Origin of the sequence: Acetobacterium fimetarium (assembly GCF_014284475.1) — a bacterium.
Lineage (GTDB): Bacteria > Bacillota > Clostridia > Eubacteriales > Eubacteriaceae > Acetobacterium > Acetobacterium fimetarium.
The window spans coordinates 109,367-134,608 of the sequence record NZ_WJBC01000002.1; the positions used below are offsets into that span (position 1 = coordinate 109,367).

The following is a 25,242-nucleotide window of genomic DNA, read 5'->3' on the forward strand; positions in this document are numbered from 1 at the left end:
GAGTGTTGTTTAGAATTATCGTTTTGAGCTAAATCTCGACCGAAAGAAGAAATACTTGGCGATTTCTGTGGTGATAAGATATAGAATAGCAAGACCAAACAGAGCCAGAAGTGTTAAAGGCGGTATGGTGATGAAATCCAGAATATTCCTTAGCGGCAAATAGGGAAGAATCACAGTGAGTATTCCCGCACCGATGGTTGAGTACAGCAGAATGGGAGCAGGCTTGCTTTTATAAAAAGGTCTCTGGGTTCGGGCGACCATCAACATTAGCAATTCTGTCAGGATCGAGAGGACAAACCAGCCGCTTTGAAAGAGTTCCTCTTGAGCATTGAATCCAAACAGAAGGACTGCAAAACAAAGATAGTCAAAGACAGAACTGATCAGACCGAAAGTGAACATAAAGTTACGAATGAATCGGATATCCCAGCGATGAGGCGTCTCCACCATTTCAGGATCCACTGAATCGGTGGAAATCATTAAGGCCGGAAAATCTGAAATAAAATTGATCAATAAAATTTGTTTGGGCAGGAGCGGCAGGAACGGCAAGAATAAAGAAGCGCCGGCCATGCTAAACATATTGCCGAAATTTGCACTGGTAGTCATGTAAATATACTTCAGCGTGTTGGCAAAGGTGGTCCGGCCGAGTTCAATTCCCCGTCTCAGCACATCCAGATTTTTCTCTTCAAGCACAAAATCAGCAGATTCCTTAGCAACATCTACAGCTGTATCTACGGATATGCTCACATCGGCATCATGCAGAGCCGGTGCATCGTTAATGCCGTCACCCATAAAGCCCACCACATGGTTGTTCCTTTTCAATGCAAGAATCACGCGCGCTTTCTGGTTGGGATCAACTTCAGCGAACAGATCGGTAGTTTCGACGACACTTGTGAGGGATTTGTCGTCAAGATTCATGATTTCAGCGCCGGTTAAGGCATTTCGGATGGTTAATCCGATGGCGTTTGCTGTGTGGTAGGCAACCAGTTTATTATCACCAGTGATAACCCGTAGCTGAACCCCAAGCTGGGAAAGGCTGTGAATGGTTTCATCGACGTCATCCTTTGGTGGATCGAAGAAGAGAAGAAACCCCATAAAAGTCATAGCCTGTTCATCTTCAACGCGGTATTCTTTCTTCAGGGTTACCGATTTTTCAGCGATGCCAAGAACGCGGAAACCCTGAGCACTCCAGTCTTCAAGGTGCTGTTGAATGGCATCGAGAGTTGGAGTATCCATCGTCTGCTTCACAGAATCAATCTGAACCTGATCGCAGATTTTCAGGACACTGTTCAAGGCACCTTTTACAATCATTTTGTATTCACTGTTTTCCTCAATAATAACGCTCAATCGCGCACGCGAAAAATCAAAAGGGATTTCTTCGCGCTTTTGTGCTGTACTGATATCGAAATCTTGGTGGGCGATGATCGCATGATCCAGTTCATTAATCAGCCCGGTCTGCAGACTGGCATTGAGATAGGCCAGTCGGAGTACCGTTTCAGAGGTTTCTCCGTTCACATCCACCGCATTGTCTAGTGAGATTGATCCTTCAGTCAGGGTACCGGTTTTATCCGTACATAGTATATCCATACTGCCAAAGTTTTCCAGGGCGGTCAGGTGGCGGACGATAACGCCTTCCTTTGCCATGGTTTGGGAACCCTTGGCGAGGGTAATGTTGATGATGGCTGGCAATAATTGAGGGGTGATTCCAACGGCGAGGGCAACAGAAAAAAGAAGGGAATCGATAACTGGCCGTTGGTAGATGACGTTGACAATAAAAACAAATACCGTGAGAACCAGCATAATTCCGGTGAGAAGATAGCCGAATCGGCGTACGCCACGGACAAACTCTGTTTCAGGCTGACGTTTTGCAAGTTCTTCCGCGATCTGTCCGAATTCAGTGGCCTTACCAGTTTGTGTAACCAGCACCGTTGCACTGCCACTGACAACATTAGTACCCATGAAAACGCAATTATTACGCTCGGGCAAGTCTGCGTTTTTCGAAACGATGGATGGGCTTTTTTCAACAGAGAAGGCTTCACCGGTGAGGGTGGATTCGTTAACATGAAAAAGATCAGATTCAAGGATCAATCCATCCGCAGGAATGAGACAGCCTCCGGAAAGCAGGACGACATCCCCTGGAACAAGCAGTGTAGTGGGAATTTCTATCTGCCTGCCATCGCGAAGAACAGTCGATTTAATGTGCAGCTTTGAACGGAGCTCGTCAATTGCGTTGCTGGCATTGTATTCCTGGAGAAAACTCAGAACAACGCTTGCTAGCACAATTGATATGATGATGAGAGAGTCAAGCCATTCACCAGTAAGAGCTGATATTGTTGTTGCGACAATCATAATGAGAATGATGGGATTCTTGAATTGGTTGATAAACAGCATCATTGGAGCAGTATTTCTTGTTTTAATGGAATTCTCTCCATGCTCGTTTAAACGTAATGCAGCCTCATTTTCCGTGAGACCTTCAGTCGATGAATCGAGATTTTGAAGCACATCGGCAGGCGGCAGACTCCAGTATTTCATTGCTTTTGATTTTTTCATAAATGTCCCTCACATTCTCATTAAGATCCTTCCGGTCAGTTGCTTTTTTGATGGTTGCATGATTACGGATGCCTAACCAGGATAAGCTGTCAATATATTTATATAAACAAGAATACCCAAGAACGGTTAGCTTCAAACAGATCATCGCAATCCTAATCATCATTGATCTTTTTGAAAGCGACAGTGAAAGTGCATAACATTATTGATTAAATTGATATTGAAAATGGTTAAAGCATAGGTGTTATTTTATCAAATACTGATGAATATCCAAAAGGTGGGGATATTTTTCAAGCAGAGAATCGATCTGTTCTTTTGCTTTTTGAATAATGTCGGCCGTACGTTTAGGATCACGATCATAGCCCAGACAATAATACATTAAATCAACCGAATGTGTTAAAGACTCATCATCGCTAAAATCAAATCCCTCACTCTGTTTCTGCAGTATCGCTCCGAAAGCAGAGTAGGTAGTGGCAAGAAACAGGGTGAGATTCTTTTCCTTGCTGTAACCATTTGGTCGCATATCCTCCATCAATTTAAAATAAATCTGCTTGAAACTACTTGAATAAATGGCTTCACAGCCGATATTTTCGATTTGAGTTTCCCTGACAAAATTGAGTTTCTCAGGATTGGCTTCATATATTCGGGAGGTCAGATTGTAGAGACCTACGACGTATAGAAAAGTATCTTCGTCCGGATTGATAAAATATTTAAGATAGGTTGATAATATCTGATAATCTTCTTTGTAAATTTCGATAGCGATATTGCGTTTTGTTTTAAAATGGTAAGTGATCAAACCTTGACTGATACCGATCTTCTGGGCGATACGGCGAAAGCCAACCTGATAACCTTCAGTAAAAAAAAGATTCTTGGCAGTATCATAAATAAGCTGTTTGTTTGTTTTTTCTTTATGTTCAGTCATATTCTTTTCTTTTCTAATGCAAATTTATTTAATTAAACCACAAAAGCAAGAAAAATTCAACATCATGCTATACGCGTATTAAATAAGTGCTGGCGGAGATGATCTGACAAGAATCAATCCACGATCCAAACCGGAATAAGAGTTTTTTTTGTGGTTAATAGCGCTGAAAGTTTATTTTAAACTTTGCATATTTAAAAAAATACAGTGAATATTAAAAGATTTTACGGGTATTCAAATTTACATAGTGCAAAAATAGAAGATAAATGGATAAATGTAGTGAAAAAACAATGAAGATGATGGAGGTGAAAAATGTGTCAACGAATTTTGAAAATGAACCCATGATGGAGATTTATATTTTTGAAACGAATCAGATGCTGGATCAATTGGAACAAGCAATTGTTTTTGACCTGTTGAATGGTCAAAAAACTGCTCAGGTTGCATGTCCTTCAATTGCTCTGTATAATGTCATTATCACAGAGAAAGGAAAGACCCCAAGGAACCTATCTTAGCAGGACAAGCGTTCCGAGGGGTCAACCAACATGATTATTATAACAAACTATACGTTGGTCTACAACGAGGAACACGCTTTTTTTACACAGTGAGTCATGAAGAGCCATGCATCTGCCCGATATGCGGTGGCAAGCTCAACTACCGGGATAATCGGTTGCGGATTTTCAAAGAGTATGGCGGTGATAAAAAACAGCTGCGGATCCGTCGTCTTAAATGCAAATGCGGAAGGCTGCATCACGAGATCCCGGATTTTCTGGTTCCACATAAGCACTACACCAATGAAGTGCTTGAAAATGTGCTGGATGATGTCTCCACACCAGAGGATCTGTCCAGCGAAGACTATCCCTGCCAGATTACCATGAAACGCTGGAAAGACTGGCTTTCCAGGAACCGCTATCAGATTGAGGGGATGCTTCGAACCATCGGTTACAAGCTGCCTGGATTTACAGTAGCATTTCTGAAATCCAGGATTTCATTACTCACAGGCCTGCGGGAGAGCGGGAGCGATTGGCTGGCAACCATCCACCGTCTGATTTATAATTGCGGATTGCGTTTAACCCCTTAAACGGGAGGAGTGGCATGCACCTGATTTGTTTTGCTGTCATTGGCATGGACATGCTATGATGCGCAAAAAAGGAGGTGCTTGTTTATGACAAAACAGAGCAACACCATCGACGACTGGAAAGAGCAGCTCGCCTTACAGCGTCACGAAATCATTACGCCCCTGTTGGATGATTCTTTGGACCCTCAGAAAAAACAGCAGTTAAGGGTTCGGCAGGCAGAAAAGTACGGGCTTTCAACCCGGACGATCAGTCGTTATGAGACGGCCTATTTAAGCGGCGGCTTTTCCGGGCTGAAGCCAAAATCGCGGGACAAACGCCCGTCGCCGGAACTGCCAGAAAATTTTGAAGCCCTGCTGCACGAAGCAATTCTTTTAAAAAGAGAAGTCCCATCCCGAAGCATCAATCAGATTATCCTGATCCTGGAAATGGAAGAACGTGTTCCCCCGGGGGTGCTCAAACGCTCAACTCTTCAGCGCCATCTGTTTGAGGCCGGTTTTGGCAAGAAACAGATGAAACAATATGTGGAAGCCAAAGTTACATCCGCGGGACGGTTTGTAAAGCCCCACCGGATGATGCTTCTCCAGGCGGATATCAAGTATGCCTTAAAGCTGCCCATTGGAAAGAATGGTAAAATGATCCAAACTTATCTGTCGGCAGCCATTGATGACTGTACCCGCTTTGTCGTCGCCTCCGGCTTTTATGCCCATCAGGAGGCGACCATCGTGGAAGATACCCTGCATCAGGCAATTTTAAAATACGGAAAACCGATGGCACTTTATGTTGATAATGGAAAGCAATATACGTCTACACAACTCACTAAAATATGCGCAGCGCTCGGTATTCGTTTGATGCATTGCAAACCATATGTTCCCAAAAGCAAGGGCAAAATAGAAAAATTCAATCATTTCGTCAATGCCTTTATTGCTGAAGCCAAAGCTGCCCGGATAAAAACCCTGGAGGCGTTAAACCATCTCTGGCGGGTCTGGCTGGAAGCCTATTATCATGATAAACTGCATGACGCACTGGGCGATGGAGCAACTCCCAGGATGGCCTTTAATCGGGACAGCCGCAACCTGATTTTTCTGGATGTCGATCTGATTGCCGAAGCCTTTCTGCATCACGAGCAGCGGCGGGTCGATAAGAGTGGCTGTATCAGCTTTAAAGGGCGAAAATACGAAGTGGGCCTGAGTCTGATTGGCGCAACGGTCACCATCGCTTTTGATCCCATGCAGGATGAAACGCTCACCATTTCCTATCGCGATATGGAGGCCTTTGAATCAAAACCTCTGGCGATTGGCGAATTCTGCCAGAAAACGCCCAAAGTCCCACAACATCTGCTGCCGACGGAGCCGGAAACCTCGCGCTTCCTGGATGGACTGGAAAAGAAATATGACCAGGAAAAACGTCAGGTCGCTAACGCCATCTCCTTTGGTACCTATAAAAAGGCGGTGAGCGATCATGTATGAACCATTTTTTGACATGACCGGCACCCCTTTCGTTCGGGATATCCCCACCGATGCGCTGTACGAATCACCCTATGTGGGAGAAATCCTGGGGCGACTGTCCTATGCCGCCGATCGTCAGCTGTTTGCAGTCCTGACCGCTGATCCGGGCTGCGGCAAATCCACCATTATCCGGAAATTCACCCAATCCCTTCCCGGTGATGGTTATGTCCTGCTCTATCTGTCGGATTCCAAGCTGACACCCCGGTGGTTTTATAAAGGGCTCCTCGATCAGCTGGGGATTGAATCCAAATTTTACCGTGGTGATGCCAAAAGACAGCTACACAGGGAAATCGAAATTATCCGCGGGGTACAGAAGAAAAAAGTTGTCTGTGTGCTGGATGAGGCGCATCTCTTGGACAAAGAAACCCTGGAAGAATTTCGTTTTTTGCTTAACTTCAAGTTTGATTCCATGAGCCCCATGTCACTGATCCTCGTCGGTCAGACCGAGCTCTGGGAAAAACTGAAACTCCAGCGTTATGCTGCCATCCGGCAGCGGGTCGATCTGAATTGTGTGCTGCCGCACCTTGATGGTGCACAAACCGCTACCTACATCCAGTGTCACCTCGCCTATGCCGGTTGTGACCACGAACTTTTCACCGATAAGGCGATGGATGAAATTTATCGCTGTTCCACCGGAACCATGCGGATCATTAACCGGATTTGCGAAAAGTCGCTGATGTACGCTTGCCAGCAACGCAAAAAGCTCATCGATGATCATGCTGTTCGCTACGTCATCGAGCACGAAATGTTAGGAGGTGACCGTTTATGATTAAGTATGAATGTCATCAAACCGTTGGTAAACGAACCACCCGATGGGTCTGCACCATGGAACTCAAAAAAAAGCAGCCGCCTTATGAACTGGAGCTGTCCGCAAGGGGATATCACTTTCACATCCTGTTCGGAAAACATGCCTATGGGAATTTTCTCTGCATTCCCAACTGGGATATCGGCTGCGAAATGGTCGATTACAGTGATACCTTCTGGAACACCGAGCGGCTTGCCCGTCATATGAAAAAAGCAGATGCTATCTCGATCGCTCAGGCATTATCGGTGATCTGAGAATACTTGAATTAATCTTCCACATTCGGGGCTGACGCCCCGAATTATTAGCTCTCAAAATGACAGCTTTATGAGCAGAATGATGACAGCTTATGCGAGCTGTTTGGTGACAGGCGAACAAATCTTTAACAAGCAATCATCAGCAGCGAAAAAATGGGCGGATTCAGTGATGAAAACGTCAGTGAGATTTTTCGTTTCATGCATACTATCAAGGGTTCATCAGCCATGATGCTTTTTAATTCAATTGAAAGGGTGGCACATACCGTAGAGGATATCTTTTATTTTATTCGGGAACAAAAGCCGACAGCTCTCGATTATTCTGCGATTTCGGATCTCGTTTTGGAATGTGTTGATTTTATAAAACTTGAAGTTGAAAAAATAACTGACAAGAATGAACCGGATGGTGATGCTGAACCATTAATTCAATCTCTGAAAGGCTTGCTTGATGGGATGAAAACGGAATTCAGCGTTGATGAGATTAAAGAAAAACCAAAGGAGACAGCACCTGAACAATACTACATTCCCCAGGAAAAAAATCCTGCTATATCGTTAAACGCCTGTTATCATGCGCTTGTTTTTTTTCAGGATGATTGCATGATGGAAAATATTCGCGCCTATACGTTGGTTTTAGGGCTAATGGATATGGTGGAGGAAATTTACTTTTCACCGGCTGATATTGCCGACAACCCGGAGACGGCCATAGAAATTCGCGAGATGGGGTTTGAAATCTACATGAAGTCGGATGCCGGTTACGAAATGATCAAAGCTTATTTTGACAAGAGTATTTTTGCTGAGCGGCTTTCAGTACGGGAAGTCGATGAAGGTACGTTAAAAACGTTTCAGAATAAACTGCAAGCCGCTTCACCATCAGTACCGAAAATTCCGGAAATCGATTTATCCAAAGATCCGATTTTAAACGAACAAGCTAAAACAAATGGTGAGATGGAAAAGAACACTAGTACGAACGGGTCCAATGGACAGACAATGATCAGTGTAAACGTTGACAAACTCGATATGCTTATGAATCTGGTAGGTGAACTGGTCATATCTGAATCGATGGTCACACAAAGTCCGGACGTTGAAAAGATAGAAGCCGAGAATTTTCATAAGGCTTCATTGGAATTGCATAAAATTACGGAAGAGCTTCAGGATATGGTGATGACCATTCGGATGGTGTCCTTATCAAACACTTTTATGAAAATGAATCGGATTGTACGGGATATGTGTAAAAAACTGAACAAAGAAGTGGTGCTTGAATTTGCTGGAGAACATACAGAGGTGGATAAAAACATCATTGAACATATTTCAGATCCATTAATGCACGTCATCCGAAATGCCATCGACCATGGGATTGAAAACGAGGATGAGAGGCTGTCTAAAGGAAAGGATAAAGTTGGCCATATTTTCCTGGAAGCCAAAAACATGGGAAGTGATGTGCTGATTGTCGTAAAAGATGATGGCCGCGGACTTTCAAGAGAAAAAATAATCGAGAAGGCTAAAAAAAATGGGATTCTGGAGAAAGCGGAAGAAGAAATGACAGACAAGGAAATCTATAAGCTCATTCTCCTTCCGGGGTTTTCAACAAATGATTCGATTACCGAGTATTCCGGACGGGGCGTTGGGATGGACGTGGTTGTAAAGAATTTAGAAAGTATCGGTGGAATAGCAGTGGTTGACAGTGAACCGGATCGTGGAACAACAATTACGATGAAAATTCCATTAACGCTGGCTATTGTTGAAGGAATGAATATCAGTGTCGGTCAATCCCGGTATACAATTCCCATCACGACAATATCGGAGTCTTTCAGACCTCAGGAAAGTGATTGCTTCAGGGATCCCGATGAAAATGAAATGGTCATGATCAGGGGGAAATGTTACCCGGTTTTACGATTGCACGAGCATTACAAAATAAAAAATGCCCAAACCGATTTAACAAAAGGAATACTGATAATGGTTGAAGAGGATGAAAAACAGATTTGTCTTTTTGCTGATGAACTCTTAGGACAACAGCAGGTTGTGGTGAAATCACTGCCGCATTATGTAACGACAATGAAAAGAATAAATGGACTGGCGGGATGTACGCTTTTAGCTGACGGCAGTATCAGCCTCATAATGGATATTGGTGGTTTCACTGGTTTGCGTATCCAGTAATCGATGAGGAAAGGAAATGAATGATGAACAATGAAGCATTAAATATCTTTGATGAAGAAATCGATCAAAAGGGTCAATTTCTGACATTCTTATTAGAAAATGAAGCTTATGGGATTTGGATTGGGTACGTAACCGAAATAATCGGAATACTGCCATATATGGAAGTTCCGGAATTACCCAATTATCTCAGAGGGATTATTAATCTTCGCGGTCGCATTATTCCGATTATGGACATGCGGCTGCGTTTCGGTAAACATTTTGTTGATTATGACGAACGAACCTGCATCATTGTCGTTGATATCGAAGAGGATACGGTGGGGTTTATCGTAGACAGCGTTTCTGAAGTTGTTACGATTGATGATGATAAAATTATTGAACAACCAATGATGAGCACAGGAATTTCAAACCAATTTGTAAAGAGCATTGGCAAGGTTGCTGATGAAGTAAAACTATTGTTGGACTGTGAAAAGGTATTAAGGTACAAAGAAATGGAAAAACCATTAACTGAAGATGAACAAAGGAGAATAAAAAATGAAATGGTTTTATAACTTGAAAATTGGAACAAAACTGATTGTCAGTTTTTTGTTTGTTGCTCTGGTAGCAGCCGGAATTGGGGTGCTCGGAGTCGTAAATATCAACCGTATCGATAATCAGGACAGTTATCTGTATAAAAATATGACGGCGCCATTAGGTGAACTTATTTATATTGTAGAATCCTTTGCTGAAATAAGTTTGGACATTGACGATATTGCGACGGCCACTTCTCAGGAGGAAATAGCCAGACTTGAAACCAATATTCAAAAAAACAGTGCGTCCTTTGACGATTATTTAAGCAGTTTTAAAACGACTTTGGTGTCTGAAGAAGGGAAACAGCTGGTTGAAGAAATTACGGTTCAAAAAGAAAATTTGGATAAACTGGTTTCGGAAGTCATCACCCTTTCAAAACAAGGAAGACAGGCAGAGGCGTCTGCCCTTAAGAATGGCAATGATTATGCGAATGTACTGAGTGTGATTAGAACGGACATCAATCGTGCGATCGAAATTAAACTTCAAACGGCAGAAGAAACGGCCCAAAATAATTCAGCGATAGCTAGTTCATCGACTGTTCTGATGATCATCATTCTCGTAGTTGGAGTTGCGATTTCAACGATGTTGGGATTTTTTGTTTCATCGACGATCAAGAAGCCTGTCCGTAAGATGATGACGGCATCCAGAGAGATGGCAGATGGCGATTTGGATATATCCGTTGATATCAATTCAAAAGATGAGATGGGTACTTTGGCGGAATCGTTTAATCAAATGCTGACGAATATCAATGAAGTGCTTCACAATATTAATGAAGCAACGGACCAGGTTGCGACGGGTTCCAGACAGGTTTCCGATTCCAGTATTTCCCTGGCACAGGGGGCAACAGAACAGGCCAGTTCGGTTGAAGAATTGACATCATCAGTTGAAGAAATTGCAGCTCAAACGCGTTTAAATGCTGATAATGCAAATCAGGCCAATGAGCTGGCAGAACTTACCAAGGAGAATGCATTTAACGGAAATAATCATATGCAGGAGATGCTGCGCTCGATGGAAGATATCAGTGATTCATCAAATAACATTTATAAAATTATTAAAGTGATTGATGAAATTGCGTTTCAGACAAATATTCTGGCCCTTAATGCTGCGGTAGAGGCAGCTAAAGCAGGGCAGAATGGTAAGGGGTTTGCAGTGGTAGCCGTGGAAGTCAGAAATCTGGCAGCGCGCTCTGCGAATGCCGCAAAAGAAACAACAGCACTCATTGAAGGCTCTATCAAAAAGGTTGAAGGTGGCACAAAGATTGCTAATGAAACAGCAGCGGCGCTGGTTCAAATCGTTGATTCGATTGAGAAAGTCTACACCCTCATCAATGATATATCGGTAGCCTCTAATGAACAGGCAATTGGGGTTGAACAGATAAATCTGGGGATTTCTCAGATTGCCAATGTTGTTCAGTCGACTTCAGCAACTTCAGAAGAAACAGCAGCGGCAAGTGAAGAATTGGCTAGTCAGGCGGAACTCTTAAAAGAACAAGTAGCACGCTTTAGACTCCGACAGAATACATTCATGGGTGCAGCGGGTTATGAACAGTTAAGTCCGGATATGGTGAGAATGTTCGAAAACATGAAGGAAAAGAATAAGCAGTCCATTGCAAGAAGTAAAAAGGAAGGAATGGAAGTATCATCCGAAAAAAGAATTATTCTCAGTGATGACGAGTTCGGAAAATATTAACAAGCAAGATTGGATGTGATGAAATGGAACAGCTAATTGAAATCACGAAAGAAGAGTACATGCTCTTAGCAGATTATATTTATAAAGAATCAGGGATTGATTTGAAAAAAAATAAGGAACTGCTTCTCGTGGGACGACTACGTAAGTTGCTTGTTGAATTGGGCTTCAGTTCTTTTTTGGAATACTATCATTATCTGATCAATGATAAAACTGGCGTGGCGAGTTCGGTGTTGATTGATAAAATTTCAACAAATCATACTTTTTTTATGCGGGAATCAGATCATTTTGAGTATTTCAAGAATTCGGTGCTTCCATATTTGAAAAATTCAAAAGAGGATCGCTTAAAGCGAGATATTCGCTTATGGTGCGCCGCCAGTTCCACCGGGGAAGAACCTTATACACTTTCATTTCTGATGAAGGAGTATTTTGGAAAAGATGCGTCGTTGTGGGATACAAGGCTCTTAGCAACTGATATTTCAACTACTGTTCTGGATGTCGCAAAACGGGGAATTTACAGCTGTAAAGATATTGAACCACTTCCCCGAGCATGGAAAATGAAATACTTCACACGACAGGATGAAGATTATGTGAAAGTAATCGATGAAATCAAAGAGAACGTTATCTTTCGACGTTTTAATCTCATGAATTGCACATTTCCATTTAGTCAAAAATTGGATGTCATTTTTTGTCGGAACGTTATGATTTACTTTGATCAAGCGACGAAGGATCGACTTTCAGAAAAAATGTACGATTGTCTGGAATCTGGAGGCTTTCTGTTCATCGGACATTCGGAATCGATCAATCTGCAAACAACCAAATTCAAATATGTGATGCCCTCTGTCTATCGTAAATGGGCTTAACAAAACACGTGATTGACAAGGCGACAGAAGGATGAAAAGAAAAATTAGAATCTGAGATAGTCGGGATCATCGAAAACAAGGATAGTCAGAGCATTACGCATTATATGGAGTGATTTTAATGAAGGATATTAAAGAACAACTGACGAATAAAGATAAAGCGTGGCTGGTATCCACTCTCTATTGTGCCGGAGATGCTATCATGACCAGTGATATCGATGGTAGCGTTGATTTTGTTAATGCAATAGCTGTTGAGGTATTGGGTCGGCCTTCATCGGAATTGATTGGGCAACCATTTCACGAGGTTTTTAGAATTTATCATCATGATAGAAAAGAACCCATTCGATTTCGAAAAATCAAACGACATATCGGCCTTCCGGCCCAGTCTTTTTATATCAGTCCTGATGGTGAAAAAAAATTTCTTTCAGCCCGTCTGGCACCTCTTTTTTCTGACTCTGGTGAAAATTTAGGGCATGTTATTGTTTTTCGGGATATTTCAAGAATTGTCGAGGCGGAAGAATTAATTAAGAGGGAACGAAATAATTTAAAAACAATGTTTCAATTGCTACCGACTGCTATGGTAGTCGTCAACAAAGACGGTAAAATTCGCGTTGTAAATGAGACGTTCTTAAAAATATTCGGATTGGATAACAGCAATTTGACTGGAAAAGCGATCGGAGATGCACTTGGGTGTGTGTTCAGTTTTGATGGAGGTTGCAATTATTCATTGAATTGTGCATTTTGTCGAATCAGAAAATCAATGAAAAAAGTAATTAAGGAAGAAAAATCGGTGAAAGAGAATTCCGTTCCATTCAAATATATGAGAGATGGGATCGAACACGTAATATTTCTGAATACCAGTATAATGGTTAGTACGTTTGAGGAAAAGAAAGAGTTTGTCATTACGATTGAAGATGTTACTGAAGCGATGTACTATGAGAAAAGTCTGAAAGATGCGCGAAACACATGCATGACAACTCTGGACAGTTTACCGATGATGATTTTTAAATTTGATCAGAATCATTCATGTGATTTCATCAATCAGACATTTAAGTCTTATATGAACATCACCAAAGAATCATTCCTGGAAGCACTTAAACTACATATGAAAGCTTCGGATTTTAGACGGTTTGAACAGATTTTTGGCGAATCCATCCGCACCGAGCAACCCTTTAATATTGAAGTCGAATTATCTGACTCAGATGGTTCTTACCGAATTTTCAGAAGCATCGGAAGACCATACTTTGGAAAAAACGGCGAATTCGCCGGGATAATTGGTTTGTTTCTGGATATCCACGATGAACGTTGTGCGGAAGCGCTTTTTCAACAAAGTCAGCAAAAATATTTTTCCTTGTTTAAAAATATTGATAGCAGCATTACGTATTTCAAGGCGATATCCGACGAAAAAGGTCACGTTGTTGATGCACAAGTGGTCGAAATGAATCAGGCAACAGAAAAAATATTTGGTATTTCACGTCACATGGGCATCGATCAATGTGTTTCCAGAATGAAATTTCTGGACCAGGAAGAAATAAAAATGATTATTCAATATTTTGATAAAGCAATTTCTGAAGGTAAAAATATTAATGTCGAAGAATTCTATTTAAAGCGGGTGAAACGATGGGTGGAAGCATCCATTTGCAGTCCTGAACCGGGTTATATTGCGGCTCTCGCTTGGGATATCGATGCCAAGAAACAGACCGAACTAAAATTGAAATCAGCGATGGAACGATCGGAGGAAGCAAATCGCGCCAAAAGTGAATTTTTAGCGAATACCAGTCATGAAATCAGAACGCCGCTAAACGGGATAGTCGGAATGATTGACCTCACCATGCTGGAACCGCTTACAAATGAGCAGAAAGAGAACTTGGAAATAGCGAAGGGATGCGTTCATTCATTGCTTGATATCATCAACGATATTCTGGATTTTGCCAAGATTGAAGCAGGAAAATTGATGATTGATCCAATCTGTTTTAATCTGCTTGATACCATTGAAGCCACAATAAAAATGCATCGAAATCATGCCATGGAAAGAGGCTTGAAACTAAGTGTTAATTATGAAAATGTGCCTGAAACCTCAATTATCGGGGATGGCAGACGATTGAAACAGGTTTTAAATAATCTGCTCAGCAATGCTATTAAATTTACTGATGAAGGATCAGTAGAATTAATCGTCAATCAGGAAGTTATTTGCGAAGAGCCTGATCAGGTGATGCTGCATATCGATGTAAAGGATACGGGAATTGGCATTGACCCAAGTAAATATTCAAAGCTCTTCAAAAGCTTTACACAGATTGATGGATCTTATACCAGAAAGTACGGGGGAACGGGTATCGGATTGGTGATTACCAGGCAATTAACAGAGATGATGAAAGGACGGGTTAGCTTCATTAGTGACATAGGTTATGGAAGTACCTTCTCGGTTCATATACCAATGACGATAGGAGCTAAGTTTTCGAAAAGATATCAAGCATCTCAGCCGGAGATCAAGTTCAAAGGAAGTCGGATATTACTGATAGAAGATGATCGGGTCAATCAGACGGTTCTCAGCAGAATGCTGGAGAGTTTTGGAATATCAGTTGATTTAGCTGAAAATGGAGAAGAGGGAGTTTTCTTTGCAGGTAGAAACAAATATGATCTTATTCTGATGGATATCCAAATGCCGGTAATGGACGGAATTAAGGCAACGCAGATTATTCGCGGTAAAAAAATATTGAATTCAGATGCGCTCGAAACAGTAAATCTGGATCTTTCACAAAATCAGAGCACCCCGATCATTGCCTTATCTGCTTATGCGCTTAAGGGAGATGAGGCCATTTTCAGGGCAAGTGGAATGGACAGCTATTTATCAAAACCGGTCGATCGCCATCAAATGCAGGTATTCCTGAGTGAATATCTAAGGAACACGAATACGAGTGAGCTGGCGATGATAAGAGATCGGGTTGAACGCTACCAGCAAAGCATCGACGAAAATACTGATAAAAGTGAAAAGATGCCGCTGTTTTTAGATGGAAAAATAAAAATAGAAATCAATCAAAGTATTAAGAAACTCAATATGCTTGGACGAGATCGGGACTTTATCATGATGGAAATTGTGGCACATCAACTAAAGCAACTGTTTGAAGAAATCAATGCAGATGGATTAAAGAATCTGGTGTTCAAGTTGGAACTCGACATCCGCAAGGATCTGTTGGAAAACATTCCAGAGCATTTAAAACGGATTGAAGAAACTTGGCAAATGATGGAACAATACTAGGTGTAGGAGGGAATTGAAGTGAAAAGAATTTTAATTGCAGAAGATGATATGGTGAGTCGCAAGTTTTTAAGTAAGTTTTTAAGCCAGTATGGCGATTGCGATTCGGTTGTGGATGGGCTTGAAGCCATCGATGCGTATATGCTTGGTATAAAGGAAAAGACACCTTATGATCTGATTTGTTTGGATATCATGATGCCAAAAATTGACGGAGTTAAGGTTCTGAAAACGATCCGTGATTTAGAAAAACAGCAGGAATTATCTGAATCAGAAAAAGCGAAGATTATTATAACGACGGTTTTAGGTGAATCTCATGTTGTTCAATCAGCTTTTGAATTCGGGTGCAATGCATATGCCAACAAGCCACTGGATATGAAAAAAATAACGGAAGTTTTAAAAAGAATCGATTTCATCGAGTAAAAGTATGATCAGAAAGAAGAAATCAATACGGTTTTAATTGATAACATGAACACTTGAACAATATCTCATATTTGTATTGACAAACCATTGAACTGGAGCTATAATTGCATCATAATATATGAACAGTTGCTCAATCGATCAACTGAAATTAATTTGAGGTGATAGTATGGCTAGAAAAATGGAACCGATAGAACGGTGTGACTGTGATGTCATTCATGACGATATTGTAAGACAGGTAAAGAACAAAATGCCTCAGGAAGAGACTTTATATGATCTTGCTGAATTGTTCAAAGTTTTCGGGGACTCGACGCGAATTAAAATACTCTGGGCTTTGGATGAAGCTGAAATGTGCGTCTGCGATATTGCATTTTTATTGAACATGACACAGTCTGCTGTATCACATCAGCTCAGAGTTTTAAAACAGGTGGATCTGGTGAAAAACAGAAGAGATGGAAAAAATGTGTTTTATTCTTTAGATGATGAACATGTCAAACAAATATTTAATCAGGGTTTGATTCATATTTCAGAGGAAGACAATTGAGGGAGGTCAAGCAATGCAAAAAAAAGAACTGAAACTGGAAGGTCTGGACTGTGCTAACTGTGCATCAAAGATAGAATGTGAAGTTAACGAGTTAAGTGGCGTACATGCATCCATGAATTTCATTAACAAAACGCTGACATTGGAAACTGAATCAGCGATTGATATACAAAACACAATTGATCAGGTCAAAACCATTGTTCATAAACATGAACCCGATGTCAGCGTAAAAGAAAAATCAAGCGAAAAAGAGACCGGTGAAGACGGAAATGAGGATAATCGCAAAACACAAATGATTAAACTCATCATCGGAGGAGCGTTTTTTGCGGTTGGCATGATTTTCAATTTTCAGAATTGGCTGGAATTTGCGATATTTCTAAGCAGTTATATCATTGTCGGAGGAGGTGTTCTTTTACGCGCTGTAAAAGGAATCGCCAGAGGGCAGGTATTTAGTGAATATTTTTTAATGAGCGTTGCTACAATCGGTGCTTTTTTAATTGGTCAATACGCAGAAGGAGTAGCTGTTATGCTATTCTATATGATTGGTGAGATGTTTCAGGATATGGCGGTGGATCATTCCAGAAAATCAATCAGTTCGTTAATGGATATCAGACCGGATTACGCCAATCTTAGAGTCGGGGATAAACTCAAAAAAGTATCCCCGGAAGACGTGAATATCGGGGATCTTATCGTTATAAAACCGGGAGAAAAAATACCGTTGGATGGCAACGTAATCGCGGGCACTTCAATGGTTGATACATCTGCATTAACGGGTGAATCACTTCCCCGGGAATTGGAACCTGGGAAAGCGGCATTAAGCGGATTCATTAATAAAAATGGCGTTCTGACAGTGGCGGTGACAAAAGGTTTTGAAGATTCTACAGTGTCTAAAATTCTCGACCTGGTTGAAAATGCAAGCAGTCGAAAAGCACCAACCGAGCAATTCATCACAAAGTTTGCACGATACTATACGCCAGTGGTTGTTTTCAGTGCGCTGGCGCTTGCAATCATACCGCCTTTGGTGATTCCGGGAGCACTCTGGTCTGACTGGGCCTATCGTGCCCTGGTATTCCTGGTGGTATCCTGCCCATGTGCGCTGGTAATTTCGATTCCATTGGGCTTTTTCGGCGGGATCGGTGGTGCGTCAAAGAAGGGCATACTGATAAAAGGGAGCAATTATCTTGAGGCATTGAATAACGTGGAAGCCGTCGTATTTGACAAGACGGGAACGCTGACAAAAGGTGTCTTCAAAGTGACTCAATTGAATCCCCAAAAAAATTATACCGAAGAACAAATTCTGGAATACGCGGCTTATGCCGAAAGTTATTCAAATCACCCAATTGCTCTTTCTATTGTAAGTGCTTATCGTAAAGAAATCGACGAGAGTCGGATCAAAAATTATCAGGAAAAAGCGGGAAATGGAATACACGTGACCATTAATGGTAATGAAGTTATCGTAGGCAATAAGAGAATGATGGAAAGCGAGCGAATTTCGTGTGAAAATGATGTTGACACGACAGGAACGGTTGTATATATTGCGGTCAACCAGAAGTATGCCGGTAACATTGTCATTTCGGACGAAATTAAAGATGACTCGGCTCAGGCAATCAAAGAGATTAAATCTCTGGGTATTAAAAAAACAGTTATGCTCACCGGTGATTTGAAAATTGCAGGCGAGAAAATTGGAAACCAGCTGGGTATGGATGCGGTTTATTCTGAATTACTGCCTGGTGACAAGGTTGAGAAACTCGAGTGGCTGGAAAGTAAAAAATCACCGAAAGGAAAGCTGATGTTTGTCGGCGACGGCATCAATGATGCACCGGTATTGGCGAGAGCGGATATTGGCGTGGCAATGGGAGGACTGGGTTCTGATGCGGCGATCGAGGCTGCAGATATAGTCATTATGACTGACGAGCCATCAAAGATTGCATCAGCGCTTCGAATAGCAAAACGAACGAGAGTCATTGTTTTTGAGAACATAATCTTTGCGTTAGGGGTTAAAGGCATATTCCTTGTATTGGGGGCATTGGGTTTGGCATCCATGTGGGAAGCTGTATTTGCGGATGTCGGAGTGGCTTTGATTGCGATTTTCAATGCCTTGAGAGTGCTGAATACAAAGAATTTATAAGAAAAAAACACAATAAATCAAATGAAACAGCTCTGATCGTATTTAGATAGAGCTGTTTTTTATTTGATTTGTTTATTGTCGAAAAAAATGGATAAAATAATAAAGAAAAAATACACTGATTTGTATGGATCCTATCGATGAGATTGATGCAGGAACCAATGAAAGTAGATGCAGGGTTCACTCAAATTCAGCAACGTCGGAAGAAATAACCACATAAGACAGATAGTGAGGGAGAAAGAAATGCTTAAGCTTGAGAATATTTCATATGTAGTGGAGAATGATAAGAAAATTATTAAGGAAATTAATCTGACGATTGGTACCGGAAAGCTCATTGCCATTACCGGACCAAATGGTGGGGGAAAATCGACTCTGGCGAAAATTATTTCCGGTATCATTAAACCGACAACGGGTAAAATCATTTTTAACGGTGAAGACATCACAGAACTTAACATAACAGAACGTGCAAGAAAAGGAATTAGCTTTGGATTTCAGCAACCGGTACGTTTTAAGGGGTTGACGGTACATGACTTAATCGATATTGCGGCAGCAAAAAAGATGTCGGTACAGGAAGCCGGCCATTATTTAACTGAGGTTGGTTTGTGTGCCAAAGATTACATCAATCGGGAGCTTAACGAAGGGCTTTCTGGCGGTGAAATTAAGCGAATAGAAATAGCAACAGTAATCGCCAGAAATACAAGTCTATCCATCCTTGACGAACCGGAAGCCGGGATCGATTTATGGAGTTTCAACCATTTGATTGAAGTTTTTAAAAAAATGAATGCGGATGCGGGTAAAACCATTATCATTATTTCTCATCAGGAACGAATTTTGGATGTTGCGGATGAAATAACAGCCATGGTGGAGGGGGCAATTGCGCAGCAGGGTACGAAGGAAAGTGTATTGCCAGACTTGTTAAACTGTTCGGATCCAAAGAACTGCGTGTATTGTAAAGATCTTTTGGAGACAGATTGAAATACTGAAATAATTTAGAAGTCATTTATAGTAAGCAGAAAACCTTTCGGAATAGAATTTGCTTAAAAAAATATTAAACAGTGTTGACACATTCCACAAATAAATTTACAATATAGTTATTAGCACTCGTTCTATTTGAGTGCTAATAATAATATGGCATGAAGAAAGGGTATGTGCAATGGAAAAAAAGCAATTTAAATCAGAATCCAAACGTCTTATGGATTTGATGGTCAATTCAATTTATACGAACAAAGAGATATTTTTACGTGAATTGATTTCTAACGCCTCAGACGCAATTGATAAAGTTTATTATAAGACGTTAACGGACAAGGATAAAAAATTCAATAAGGATGATTATTATATCCGCATTCATCCAAACCAGGATGATCGAACCGTGACAATTTCAGATACCGGTATCGGTATGACTGAAAAAGAACTTGAAGAAAATATTGGAACGATTGCCAAGAGTGGATCTAACGAATTCAAATCAGAACAAAAAATGGAAGAAGAATTTGACATCATTGGTCAGTTCGGCGTCGGTTTCTATTCGGCCTTTATGGTTTCAGACAAAGTTGAAGTGGAAACAAAATCCATCGATGAAGATCAGGCCTACTTATGGACTTCTGAAGGCGCTGATGGTTACACGATTGAGCCATCCGATATGAAATCCCATGGCTCTAAAATCATATTACATATCAAAGAAAACACGGATGATAATAATTACGATGAATACCTGGAACCGTATCGCATTAGAAGTCTTGTCGAAAAGTATTCAAATTATATCCGCTACCCAATCAAAATGGTGGTTGAAAAGAGTCGCGTTAAAGAAGAAACAAAGGATGCTGAAAAGCCAGAATACGAATCATATCTCGAAGACGATGTTCTGAACTCCATGGTTCCAATTTGGAGAAAAAACAAGAATGAACTGAATGACGAAGCGTATGATAATTTTTATCACGAAAAAAGATTTGGCTATGACGAGCCGCTGGCGCACATTCACTTAAGTATTGAAGGCATGCTGAGCTATAAAGCAATATTATACATACCGGGACAACCGCCGTTTGACTACTATACCAGAGATTATGAAAAAGGTCTTGAGCTTTATTCCAACGGTGTGCTGATTATGGATAAATGCGGGGAACTGCTGCCTGATTATTTCAGCTTTGTAAAAGGTGTGGTGGATTCGGAAGATTTATCGCTCAATATTTCAAGAGAAATGCTGCAGCAGGACAGGCAGCTTCGGTTGATCAGCCGAAAAATCGATTCCAGAATTTCTGAAGAGCTTAAAAATATGCTGGAAAATGATCGGGAAAAATATGAAGAGTTTTTCCTGGCCTTTGGCAATCAATTAAAAGTGGGAACATACGATAGTTGGGGTCAGAATAAAGACAAGTTACAGGATTTCCTGCTTTTCTATTCTTCAAAAGAGGGAAAATTGGTCACATTAAAAGAATATGTAGACCGTATGCCAGAAGATCAGAAGTATATCTACTTTGCATCCGGTTCGTCTGTGGAACATATCGAAAAATTGCCGCAGGTAACCATCGTTAAGGATAAAAATTATGAAATACTTTACCTGACAGAGACTATTGATGAATTTGTTTTACAGACGATCCGTCAGTATGCTGAAAAGGAATTCCGATCTGTATCCAGCGATAATCTGGGACTGGAAGCACCAAAGGAGAATGCAGATGAACCGACCGCAGCGGAAACTGAGGCGGATGAAAAACTGCTTGAAAAAATGAAGGAGATCATTGGAGAAGAAGTGGTCAGGGTTAAGACGACGGGTCATTTAAAAGACGATGTTGTTTATCTCTCTACAGAAGGTGAGCTTACCATTGAAATGGAAAAAACACTAAACTCCATGCCTCAGGGCGGCAAAGTCAGCGCCAAGAAAGTGCTGGAAATTAATAAAAATCACTCAGTCTATAAAAAATTGAAGGAATTCTATGAAAAGGATGAGGAGCAGCTCGAACTTTATACTCACTTACTGTATAACCAGGCCAGATTAATTGCTGGATTGCCAATCGATGATGTTGTTTCGTTCACTCAAAATATCAGTAAACTCATGTAATACTCAATACCATCTGTTTATAAAGTGTACCTCAAAGCTCAGACAAAAATCTGGCAATTTGGGGTGCGCTTTTTTTAAATCTATTTATTAATGAAGACAATCATTCAAATAGAGAATAATCATTTCAAAATGGTTATTATTTTATTGAAAACACGGTAGTAAAATGATATTATTAAGTTGTTTTTAAATAGAAATAAATTTTATATGATTGCAGTGGACGCTATTGATTAGAAGTTTGTTTCCGGTTGCATGAATATTTTGGAAAGTTGGAACGCATCATGTTTATCGCCAGACAACCTATTTTTAACAGTCAATTGGAAGTTTATGGATATGAATTGCTTTTTAGATTAGAACGGCAGTCAACTCAATTTGGAGGCATATCTTCTCAGGGTGCAACAGCAACAGTTATCACCGGTTTATATGAATCTGGATTGGAAAATCTCGTTGATGATAAGTATGCTTTTATTAATTTTGACGAAATATTTGTTCATTCGGATGCGCTGGAATTAATTGAACCGAATCGGCTGGTTGTGGAAATGCTTGAGAATATCAAGATCGATCGTCTGTTGTTGGAGCGGTTGGAAGAAATAAAAAACATGGGATATAAGATTGCACTGGATGATTTTTCCCGAAAATATCTTGAATATCCCTTAACAACTCTAGCCGACATAATCAAATACGATATCCTGGCGACGCCTTTAGAGACAATCAGAACAGATGTAGCGACAGCCTTATCCCAGAATAAAATTCTTTTAGCAGAGAAAGTTGAAACGGAAGAAGAATACATTGAAGCTAAAAAAATGGGATTTCGTTTATTTCAGGGATATTTTTTCAGTAAACCCCATATTGCCGGTAAATCATATAATAAAACGACTAGCAAGTCTCAATATATACGTATCATTTCGGAGGTAAAAAAAGAAGATCCAAGTTTTGAAAGACTGACGGAACTGATTGAGCATGATGTCACTTTGGCTTATCGTGTGATGCGTATGGCATGTTTTCGATCAGGAAATAGCCAAGTTTGTTCTGTTAAGTATGCGTTAACCTATATGGGATTAAAAGAAATTGAATGCTGGATCAGTATCATCATGCTTCATGATTTAGGAAAAGATAAACCGGGAGAGTTGAAGAAAATTTCGTTAATCCGATCAAAGTTTGCTGAGTCGTTGGCTATTCATGGCAACCTGAAGGAATATCAACATTCTGCTTCAATGATGGGATTATTTAGCGTACTGGATGCGATTCTTGATCAGTCCATGGAAGAAGCCCTGGCTGGAATAGCACTTCCTTCTTCAATAACGGAAGCGTTGATCGATCATAAAGGGATACTTTATCCAATTTATGAGTTGATACTGGCTTGTGAAAAAGGAGAGTGGTTTGCGGTAGAAAAAATTTCGATAGACCTGAATATAAGTAATTCTGAATTGGCACTTTCCTATCGGTGGGCAATTCAGTGGGCAAATGAAGTGACCTCTCAGGTGATTTAGATTTATTACGATAAAAAGCTCACCTTTTATTAGGCGAGCTTCTTTTTTTTATAAGGGTAGTTAGAAATATGTCGATCTTTCAGAAAGTACCCAATGCATTAAAAGTGGTGATGTATCACAGATAAAAGTAAACTTGTGAAATGCTTTACGGTGGTCGTTTGACTATTTGAGTGTTTTAGCATAGATGCCAATTTTTTTGTCCATCCCTGAAATATGTTTGGTAAGCCATTCGATAATCATCTGGTTGGCATTGATTATCAAAGAAATATTTCCACCGGATGTTTGATATTCTTTTTTTAGTTTAGTTAGTTCTGCAATAAAACTCTGATGGGCATTTTTTTGAGCCTGTAGTTCAGGATAGTGGATACTCATCATGTAGGTTTCTTCATCATGGAAATGTTGTTTGGTATAAGTATCGAGGAAATCCAACATTTCCGCGATAACGTCTTTTGATTTGCCGGCTTTACCGGCAGAGAATAGTTGATCAGCCTGTTCAAACAATTTTTTGTGTTGAGAATCAATGTTTGTCACACCGACTGATAAATCTGGAGTCCATACTATAGCCATTATTAAATCCTCCTAGTTGATCAAATTATAGAATTAATTATAGTACTTTATTATCACAATATCATGAGCGATTATAAAATAAAAATCATTCAACTGATTAAGAACATGTGCAACTCCAAAATTGAAAAATTAGCGAGTATTGCTTTTTTGTGCGAATTCAAATATAATGACCGGATATATTTAGATATTGGAAAATGATATGAAAGTGAGTAAATAAAGATATGAATGCGGGAACAGTTATACTTTTGCTTATTGTAATCACTGCATTTGCAGTCTGGGGAATTTACAATGCGCAACAAAAAGGCAAGTTCTTTTCTAGTGGCACAGAGGCGAAGTCGACAATAAAAGTATTTTGCAAAAATGGCTTTATGATCGGCTATTATATAGAAGGCGACTTGTTTAAGGGGAAAAAATATATAAACAGCAAACTTGCGGCTGACGGAATTTTTTTTAATGGGGTGCAGGTAGGCCAGGGAAGAGAGTACCATGAAAATGGGAAGCTGAAATACATTGGCCATTTTCTAAACGGTTACGCAGCGGGATCGGGGAAGTTATTCAATGAAGATGGAAGATTGAAATATGAAGGAAATTTTGAAAATGGTTACGCATCTGGCATTGGAAAACTGTATGATAATAACGGACATTTGAAATGTGAGGGAAATTTTGCCAGACTATCGATAAAAACTGAATCACAGAAAGATCCTTCTGCTCCTTCGGGTAAATGTAGAGAATATTATGAAAATGGCAAAGTGAAATATGCCGGTGATTTTTATAACGGACTTTGGCATGGTGATGGTAAATATTATGATAAAAGTGGGAGGTTGCTACATCGGGGAAGATTCTTATCTGGCAAACCAGTTAAGTAATAAGAGTTGGTAACTGAAGCAGTAACACTGTCAGCTTTTGGCTTTCTTAAATAAGCAAAATAATAAGCACTTGGAATAACAAGAGCGCCACCAATGATATTACCGATGGTTACCGGAATGATTAGTGACACTTGATAACGGGACAGCAATGTCTGTTTGAAAAAGTTAAAAATGGTTATATTTAAAATAGGATCATTATAGAATTAAACTATATTAAAGATAACATAGGATAGTTTTTCAAACACTCTATAAGAGACATTCTCAAGGGAGGGATGAATCATGGACCATCAAAAATATCGAAATTGGATAGAAATGGATATGAAAAATGAATTGAGTACGGAGGAAAAAGAAGAATTTCTGAAACATCTTGAATTATGTGAAAACTGTCGGATGGAACAGGAAGAAAAGAATAAAAAAAATAAAAACGTTGCTTCACCGGTAGAATCAGATCGAAAAAAAATAGAAGCTGACGAGGATAAGCAGGAACTGAAAATTGAGAATAAATCGATGAAAAATTCTAAAAAGAGATGAAAATTCTGGAAAATTGCGCTAATCGTATCGGGCAGCATC

21 protein-coding genes are annotated in these 25,242 nt (G+C 40.3%); 18 read left to right on the plus strand and 3 right to left on the minus strand.

What is annotated here, in order from left to right; genetic code table 11:
* Window positions 1-15: 15 nt before the first annotated feature.
* Together mgtA and GH808_RS01840 are read right to left on the minus strand one after the other, a co-directional pair.
* On the minus strand, window positions 16-2,547 hold the full coding sequence (mgtA, locus tag GH808_RS01835; RefSeq protein ID WP_186841104.1) for a magnesium-translocating P-type ATPase: 2,532 nt from the start codon (window positions 2,545-2,547) through the stop codon (window positions 16-18).
* A gap of 241 nt (window positions 2,548-2,788) precedes the next feature.
* Window positions 2,789-3,466, minus strand: a complete 678-nt coding sequence (locus GH808_RS01840) for a TetR/AcrR family transcriptional regulator (protein WP_186841105.1) — start codon at window positions 3,464-3,466, stop codon at window positions 2,789-2,791.
* Between the two features lie 311 nt (window positions 3,467-3,777).
* Here GH808_RS01840 and GH808_RS01845 point away from each other — a divergent pair, with 311 nt between their 5' ends.
* From GH808_RS01845 to GH808_RS01920, 16 genes are all read left to right on the plus strand, one after another.
* A complete protein-coding gene (locus tag GH808_RS01845) occupies window positions 3,778-3,975 on the plus strand; it encodes a hypothetical protein (RefSeq protein WP_207722227.1) in 198 nt (65 codons plus the stop codon).
* Window positions 3,976-4,064: 89 nt separating this feature from the next.
* A complete protein-coding gene (locus GH808_RS01850) occupies window positions 4,065-4,541 on the plus strand; it encodes a DUF6431 domain-containing protein (RefSeq protein ID WP_311135735.1) in 477 nt (158 codons plus the stop codon).
* A gap of 84 nt (window positions 4,542-4,625) precedes the next feature.
* Window positions 4,626-6,005: a DDE-type integrase/transposase/recombinase gene (locus GH808_RS01855; protein ID WP_186841108.1), complete on the plus strand. Its 1,380-nt coding sequence runs from the start codon at window positions 4,626-4,628 to the stop codon at window positions 6,003-6,005.
* Window positions 5,998-6,813 carry an ExeA family protein gene (locus tag GH808_RS01860; protein WP_186841109.1) on the plus strand — a complete coding sequence of 272 codons (816 nt, stop codon included), beginning with the start codon at window positions 5,998-6,000 and terminating at the stop codon, window positions 6,811-6,813. Before GH808_RS01855 ends, GH808_RS01860 begins: the two co-directional genes overlap by 8 nt.
* Entirely contained in the window at window positions 6,810-7,103 is a 294-nt protein-coding gene (locus GH808_RS01865; RefSeq protein WP_186841110.1) for a DUF6618 family protein, read from the plus strand. The genes GH808_RS01860 and GH808_RS01865 overlap by 4 nt, the downstream gene beginning before the upstream one ends.
* Window positions 7,104-7,256: 153 nt before the next feature.
* Window positions 7,257-9,254 (plus strand): chemotaxis protein CheA, encoded by a 1,998-nt coding sequence (locus tag GH808_RS01870; RefSeq protein WP_186841111.1) that lies wholly within the window; start codon window positions 7,257-7,259, stop codon window positions 9,252-9,254.
* 20 nt (window positions 9,255-9,274) lie between these two features.
* Window positions 9,275-9,802 carry a chemotaxis protein CheW gene (locus tag GH808_RS01875; RefSeq protein ID WP_420797514.1) on the plus strand — a complete coding sequence of 176 codons (528 nt, stop codon included), beginning with the start codon at window positions 9,275-9,277 and terminating at the stop codon, window positions 9,800-9,802.
* A complete protein-coding gene (locus GH808_RS01880) occupies window positions 9,786-11,510 on the plus strand; it encodes a methyl-accepting chemotaxis protein (protein ID WP_186841112.1) in 1,725 nt (574 codons plus the stop codon). The genes GH808_RS01875 and GH808_RS01880 overlap by 17 nt, the downstream gene beginning before the upstream one ends.
* A 23-nt stretch (window positions 11,511-11,533) precedes the next feature.
* The gene (locus GH808_RS01885; RefSeq protein ID WP_186841113.1) at window positions 11,534-12,370 is read left to right on the plus strand and encodes a CheR family methyltransferase; all 837 of its coding nucleotides are present in this window, start codon (window positions 11,534-11,536) and stop codon (window positions 12,368-12,370) included.
* Window positions 12,371-12,488: 118 nt separating this feature from the next.
* Window positions 12,489-15,623, plus strand: a complete 3,135-nt coding sequence (locus GH808_RS01890; RefSeq protein ID WP_186841114.1) for a PAS domain-containing hybrid sensor histidine kinase/response regulator — start codon at window positions 12,489-12,491, stop codon at window positions 15,621-15,623.
* An 18-nt stretch (window positions 15,624-15,641) separates the two neighbouring features.
* Window positions 15,642-16,040 (plus strand): response regulator, encoded by a 399-nt coding sequence (locus tag GH808_RS01895; protein WP_186841115.1) that lies wholly within the window; start codon window positions 15,642-15,644, stop codon window positions 16,038-16,040.
* A gap of 166 nt (window positions 16,041-16,206) precedes the next feature.
* Window positions 16,207-16,581, plus strand: a complete 375-nt coding sequence (locus tag GH808_RS01900) for an ArsR/SmtB family transcription factor (RefSeq protein WP_186841116.1) — start codon at window positions 16,207-16,209, stop codon at window positions 16,579-16,581.
* A 13-nt stretch (window positions 16,582-16,594) separates the two neighbouring features.
* The gene (locus GH808_RS01905) at window positions 16,595-18,706 is read left to right on the plus strand and encodes a heavy metal translocating P-type ATPase (protein WP_186841117.1); all 2,112 of its coding nucleotides are present in this window, start codon (window positions 16,595-16,597) and stop codon (window positions 18,704-18,706) included.
* Window positions 18,707-18,946: 240 nt separating this feature from the next.
* Entirely contained in the window at window positions 18,947-19,678 is a 732-nt protein-coding gene (locus GH808_RS01910; RefSeq protein WP_243166062.1) for an ATP-binding cassette domain-containing protein, read from the plus strand.
* A 178-nt stretch (window positions 19,679-19,856) separates the two neighbouring features.
* The gene (htpG, locus tag GH808_RS01915) at window positions 19,857-21,752 is read left to right on the plus strand and encodes a molecular chaperone HtpG (RefSeq protein ID WP_186841119.1); all 1,896 of its coding nucleotides are present in this window, start codon (window positions 19,857-19,859) and stop codon (window positions 21,750-21,752) included.
* A gap of 245 nt (window positions 21,753-21,997) precedes the next feature.
* The gene (locus GH808_RS01920; RefSeq protein ID WP_243166063.1) at window positions 21,998-23,239 is read left to right on the plus strand and encodes an EAL and HDOD domain-containing protein; all 1,242 of its coding nucleotides are present in this window, start codon (window positions 21,998-22,000) and stop codon (window positions 23,237-23,239) included.
* A gap of 162 nt (window positions 23,240-23,401) precedes the next feature.
* Here GH808_RS01920 and GH808_RS01925 read toward each other — a convergent pair whose 3' ends face one another.
* The gene (locus tag GH808_RS01925) at window positions 23,402-23,806 is read right to left on the minus strand and encodes a bacteriohemerythrin (RefSeq protein WP_186841121.1); all 405 of its coding nucleotides are present in this window, start codon (window positions 23,804-23,806) and stop codon (window positions 23,402-23,404) included.
* Between the two features lie 221 nt (window positions 23,807-24,027).
* Between GH808_RS01925 and GH808_RS01930 the strand changes: the two genes are divergently transcribed.
* The gene (locus GH808_RS01930) at window positions 24,028-24,672 is read left to right on the plus strand and encodes a toxin-antitoxin system YwqK family antitoxin (protein WP_186841122.1); all 645 of its coding nucleotides are present in this window, start codon (window positions 24,028-24,030) and stop codon (window positions 24,670-24,672) included.
* Window positions 24,673-24,951: 279 nt separating this feature from the next.
* Entirely contained in the window at window positions 24,952-25,203 is a 252-nt protein-coding gene (locus GH808_RS01935; protein WP_186841123.1) for a zf-HC2 domain-containing protein, read from the plus strand.
* The last annotated feature ends 39 nt before the right edge of the window (window positions 25,204-25,242 follow it).

Bases quoted from the DNA above. Each gene is read 5' to 3' on its own strand.
- mgtA (WP_186841104.1), bottom strand. From the start codon at position 2,547: ATGAAAAAATCAAAAGCAATGAAATACTGGAGTCTGCCGCCTGCCGAT.
- GH808_RS01840 (WP_186841105.1), bottom strand. From the start codon at position 3,466: ATGACTGAACATAAAGAAAAAACAAACAAACAGCTTATTTATGATACT.
- GH808_RS01855 (WP_186841108.1), top strand. From the start codon at position 4,626: ATGACAAAACAGAGCAACACCATCGACGACTGGAAAGAGCAGCTCGCC.
- GH808_RS01860 (WP_186841109.1), top strand. From the start codon at position 5,998: ATGTATGAACCATTTTTTGACATGACCGGCACCCCTTTCGTTCGGGAT.
- GH808_RS01865 (WP_186841110.1), top strand. From the start codon at position 6,810: ATGATTAAGTATGAATGTCATCAAACCGTTGGTAAACGAACCACCCGA.
- GH808_RS01870 (WP_186841111.1), top strand. From the start codon at position 7,257: ATGGGCGGATTCAGTGATGAAAACGTCAGTGAGATTTTTCGTTTCATG.
- GH808_RS01875 (WP_420797514.1), top strand. From the start codon at position 9,275: ATGATGAACAATGAAGCATTAAATATCTTTGATGAAGAAATCGATCAA.
- GH808_RS01880 (WP_186841112.1), top strand. From the start codon at position 9,786: ATGAAATGGTTTTATAACTTGAAAATTGGAACAAAACTGATTGTCAGT.
- GH808_RS01885 (WP_186841113.1), top strand. From the start codon at position 11,534: ATGGAACAGCTAATTGAAATCACGAAAGAAGAGTACATGCTCTTAGCA.
- GH808_RS01890 (WP_186841114.1), top strand. From the start codon at position 12,489: ATGAAGGATATTAAAGAACAACTGACGAATAAAGATAAAGCGTGGCTG.
- GH808_RS01900 (WP_186841116.1), top strand. From the start codon at position 16,207: ATGGCTAGAAAAATGGAACCGATAGAACGGTGTGACTGTGATGTCATT.
- GH808_RS01905 (WP_186841117.1), top strand. From the start codon at position 16,595: ATGCAAAAAAAAGAACTGAAACTGGAAGGTCTGGACTGTGCTAACTGT.
- GH808_RS01910 (WP_243166062.1), top strand. From the start codon at position 18,947: ATGCTTAAGCTTGAGAATATTTCATATGTAGTGGAGAATGATAAGAAA.
- htpG (WP_186841119.1), top strand. From the start codon at position 19,857: ATGGAAAAAAAGCAATTTAAATCAGAATCCAAACGTCTTATGGATTTG.
- GH808_RS01925 (WP_186841121.1), bottom strand. From the start codon at position 23,806: ATGGCTATAGTATGGACTCCAGATTTATCAGTCGGTGTGACAAACATT.
- GH808_RS01930 (WP_186841122.1), top strand. From the start codon at position 24,028: ATGAATGCGGGAACAGTTATACTTTTGCTTATTGTAATCACTGCATTT.
- GH808_RS01935 (WP_186841123.1), top strand. From the start codon at position 24,952: ATGGACCATCAAAAATATCGAAATTGGATAGAAATGGATATGAAAAAT.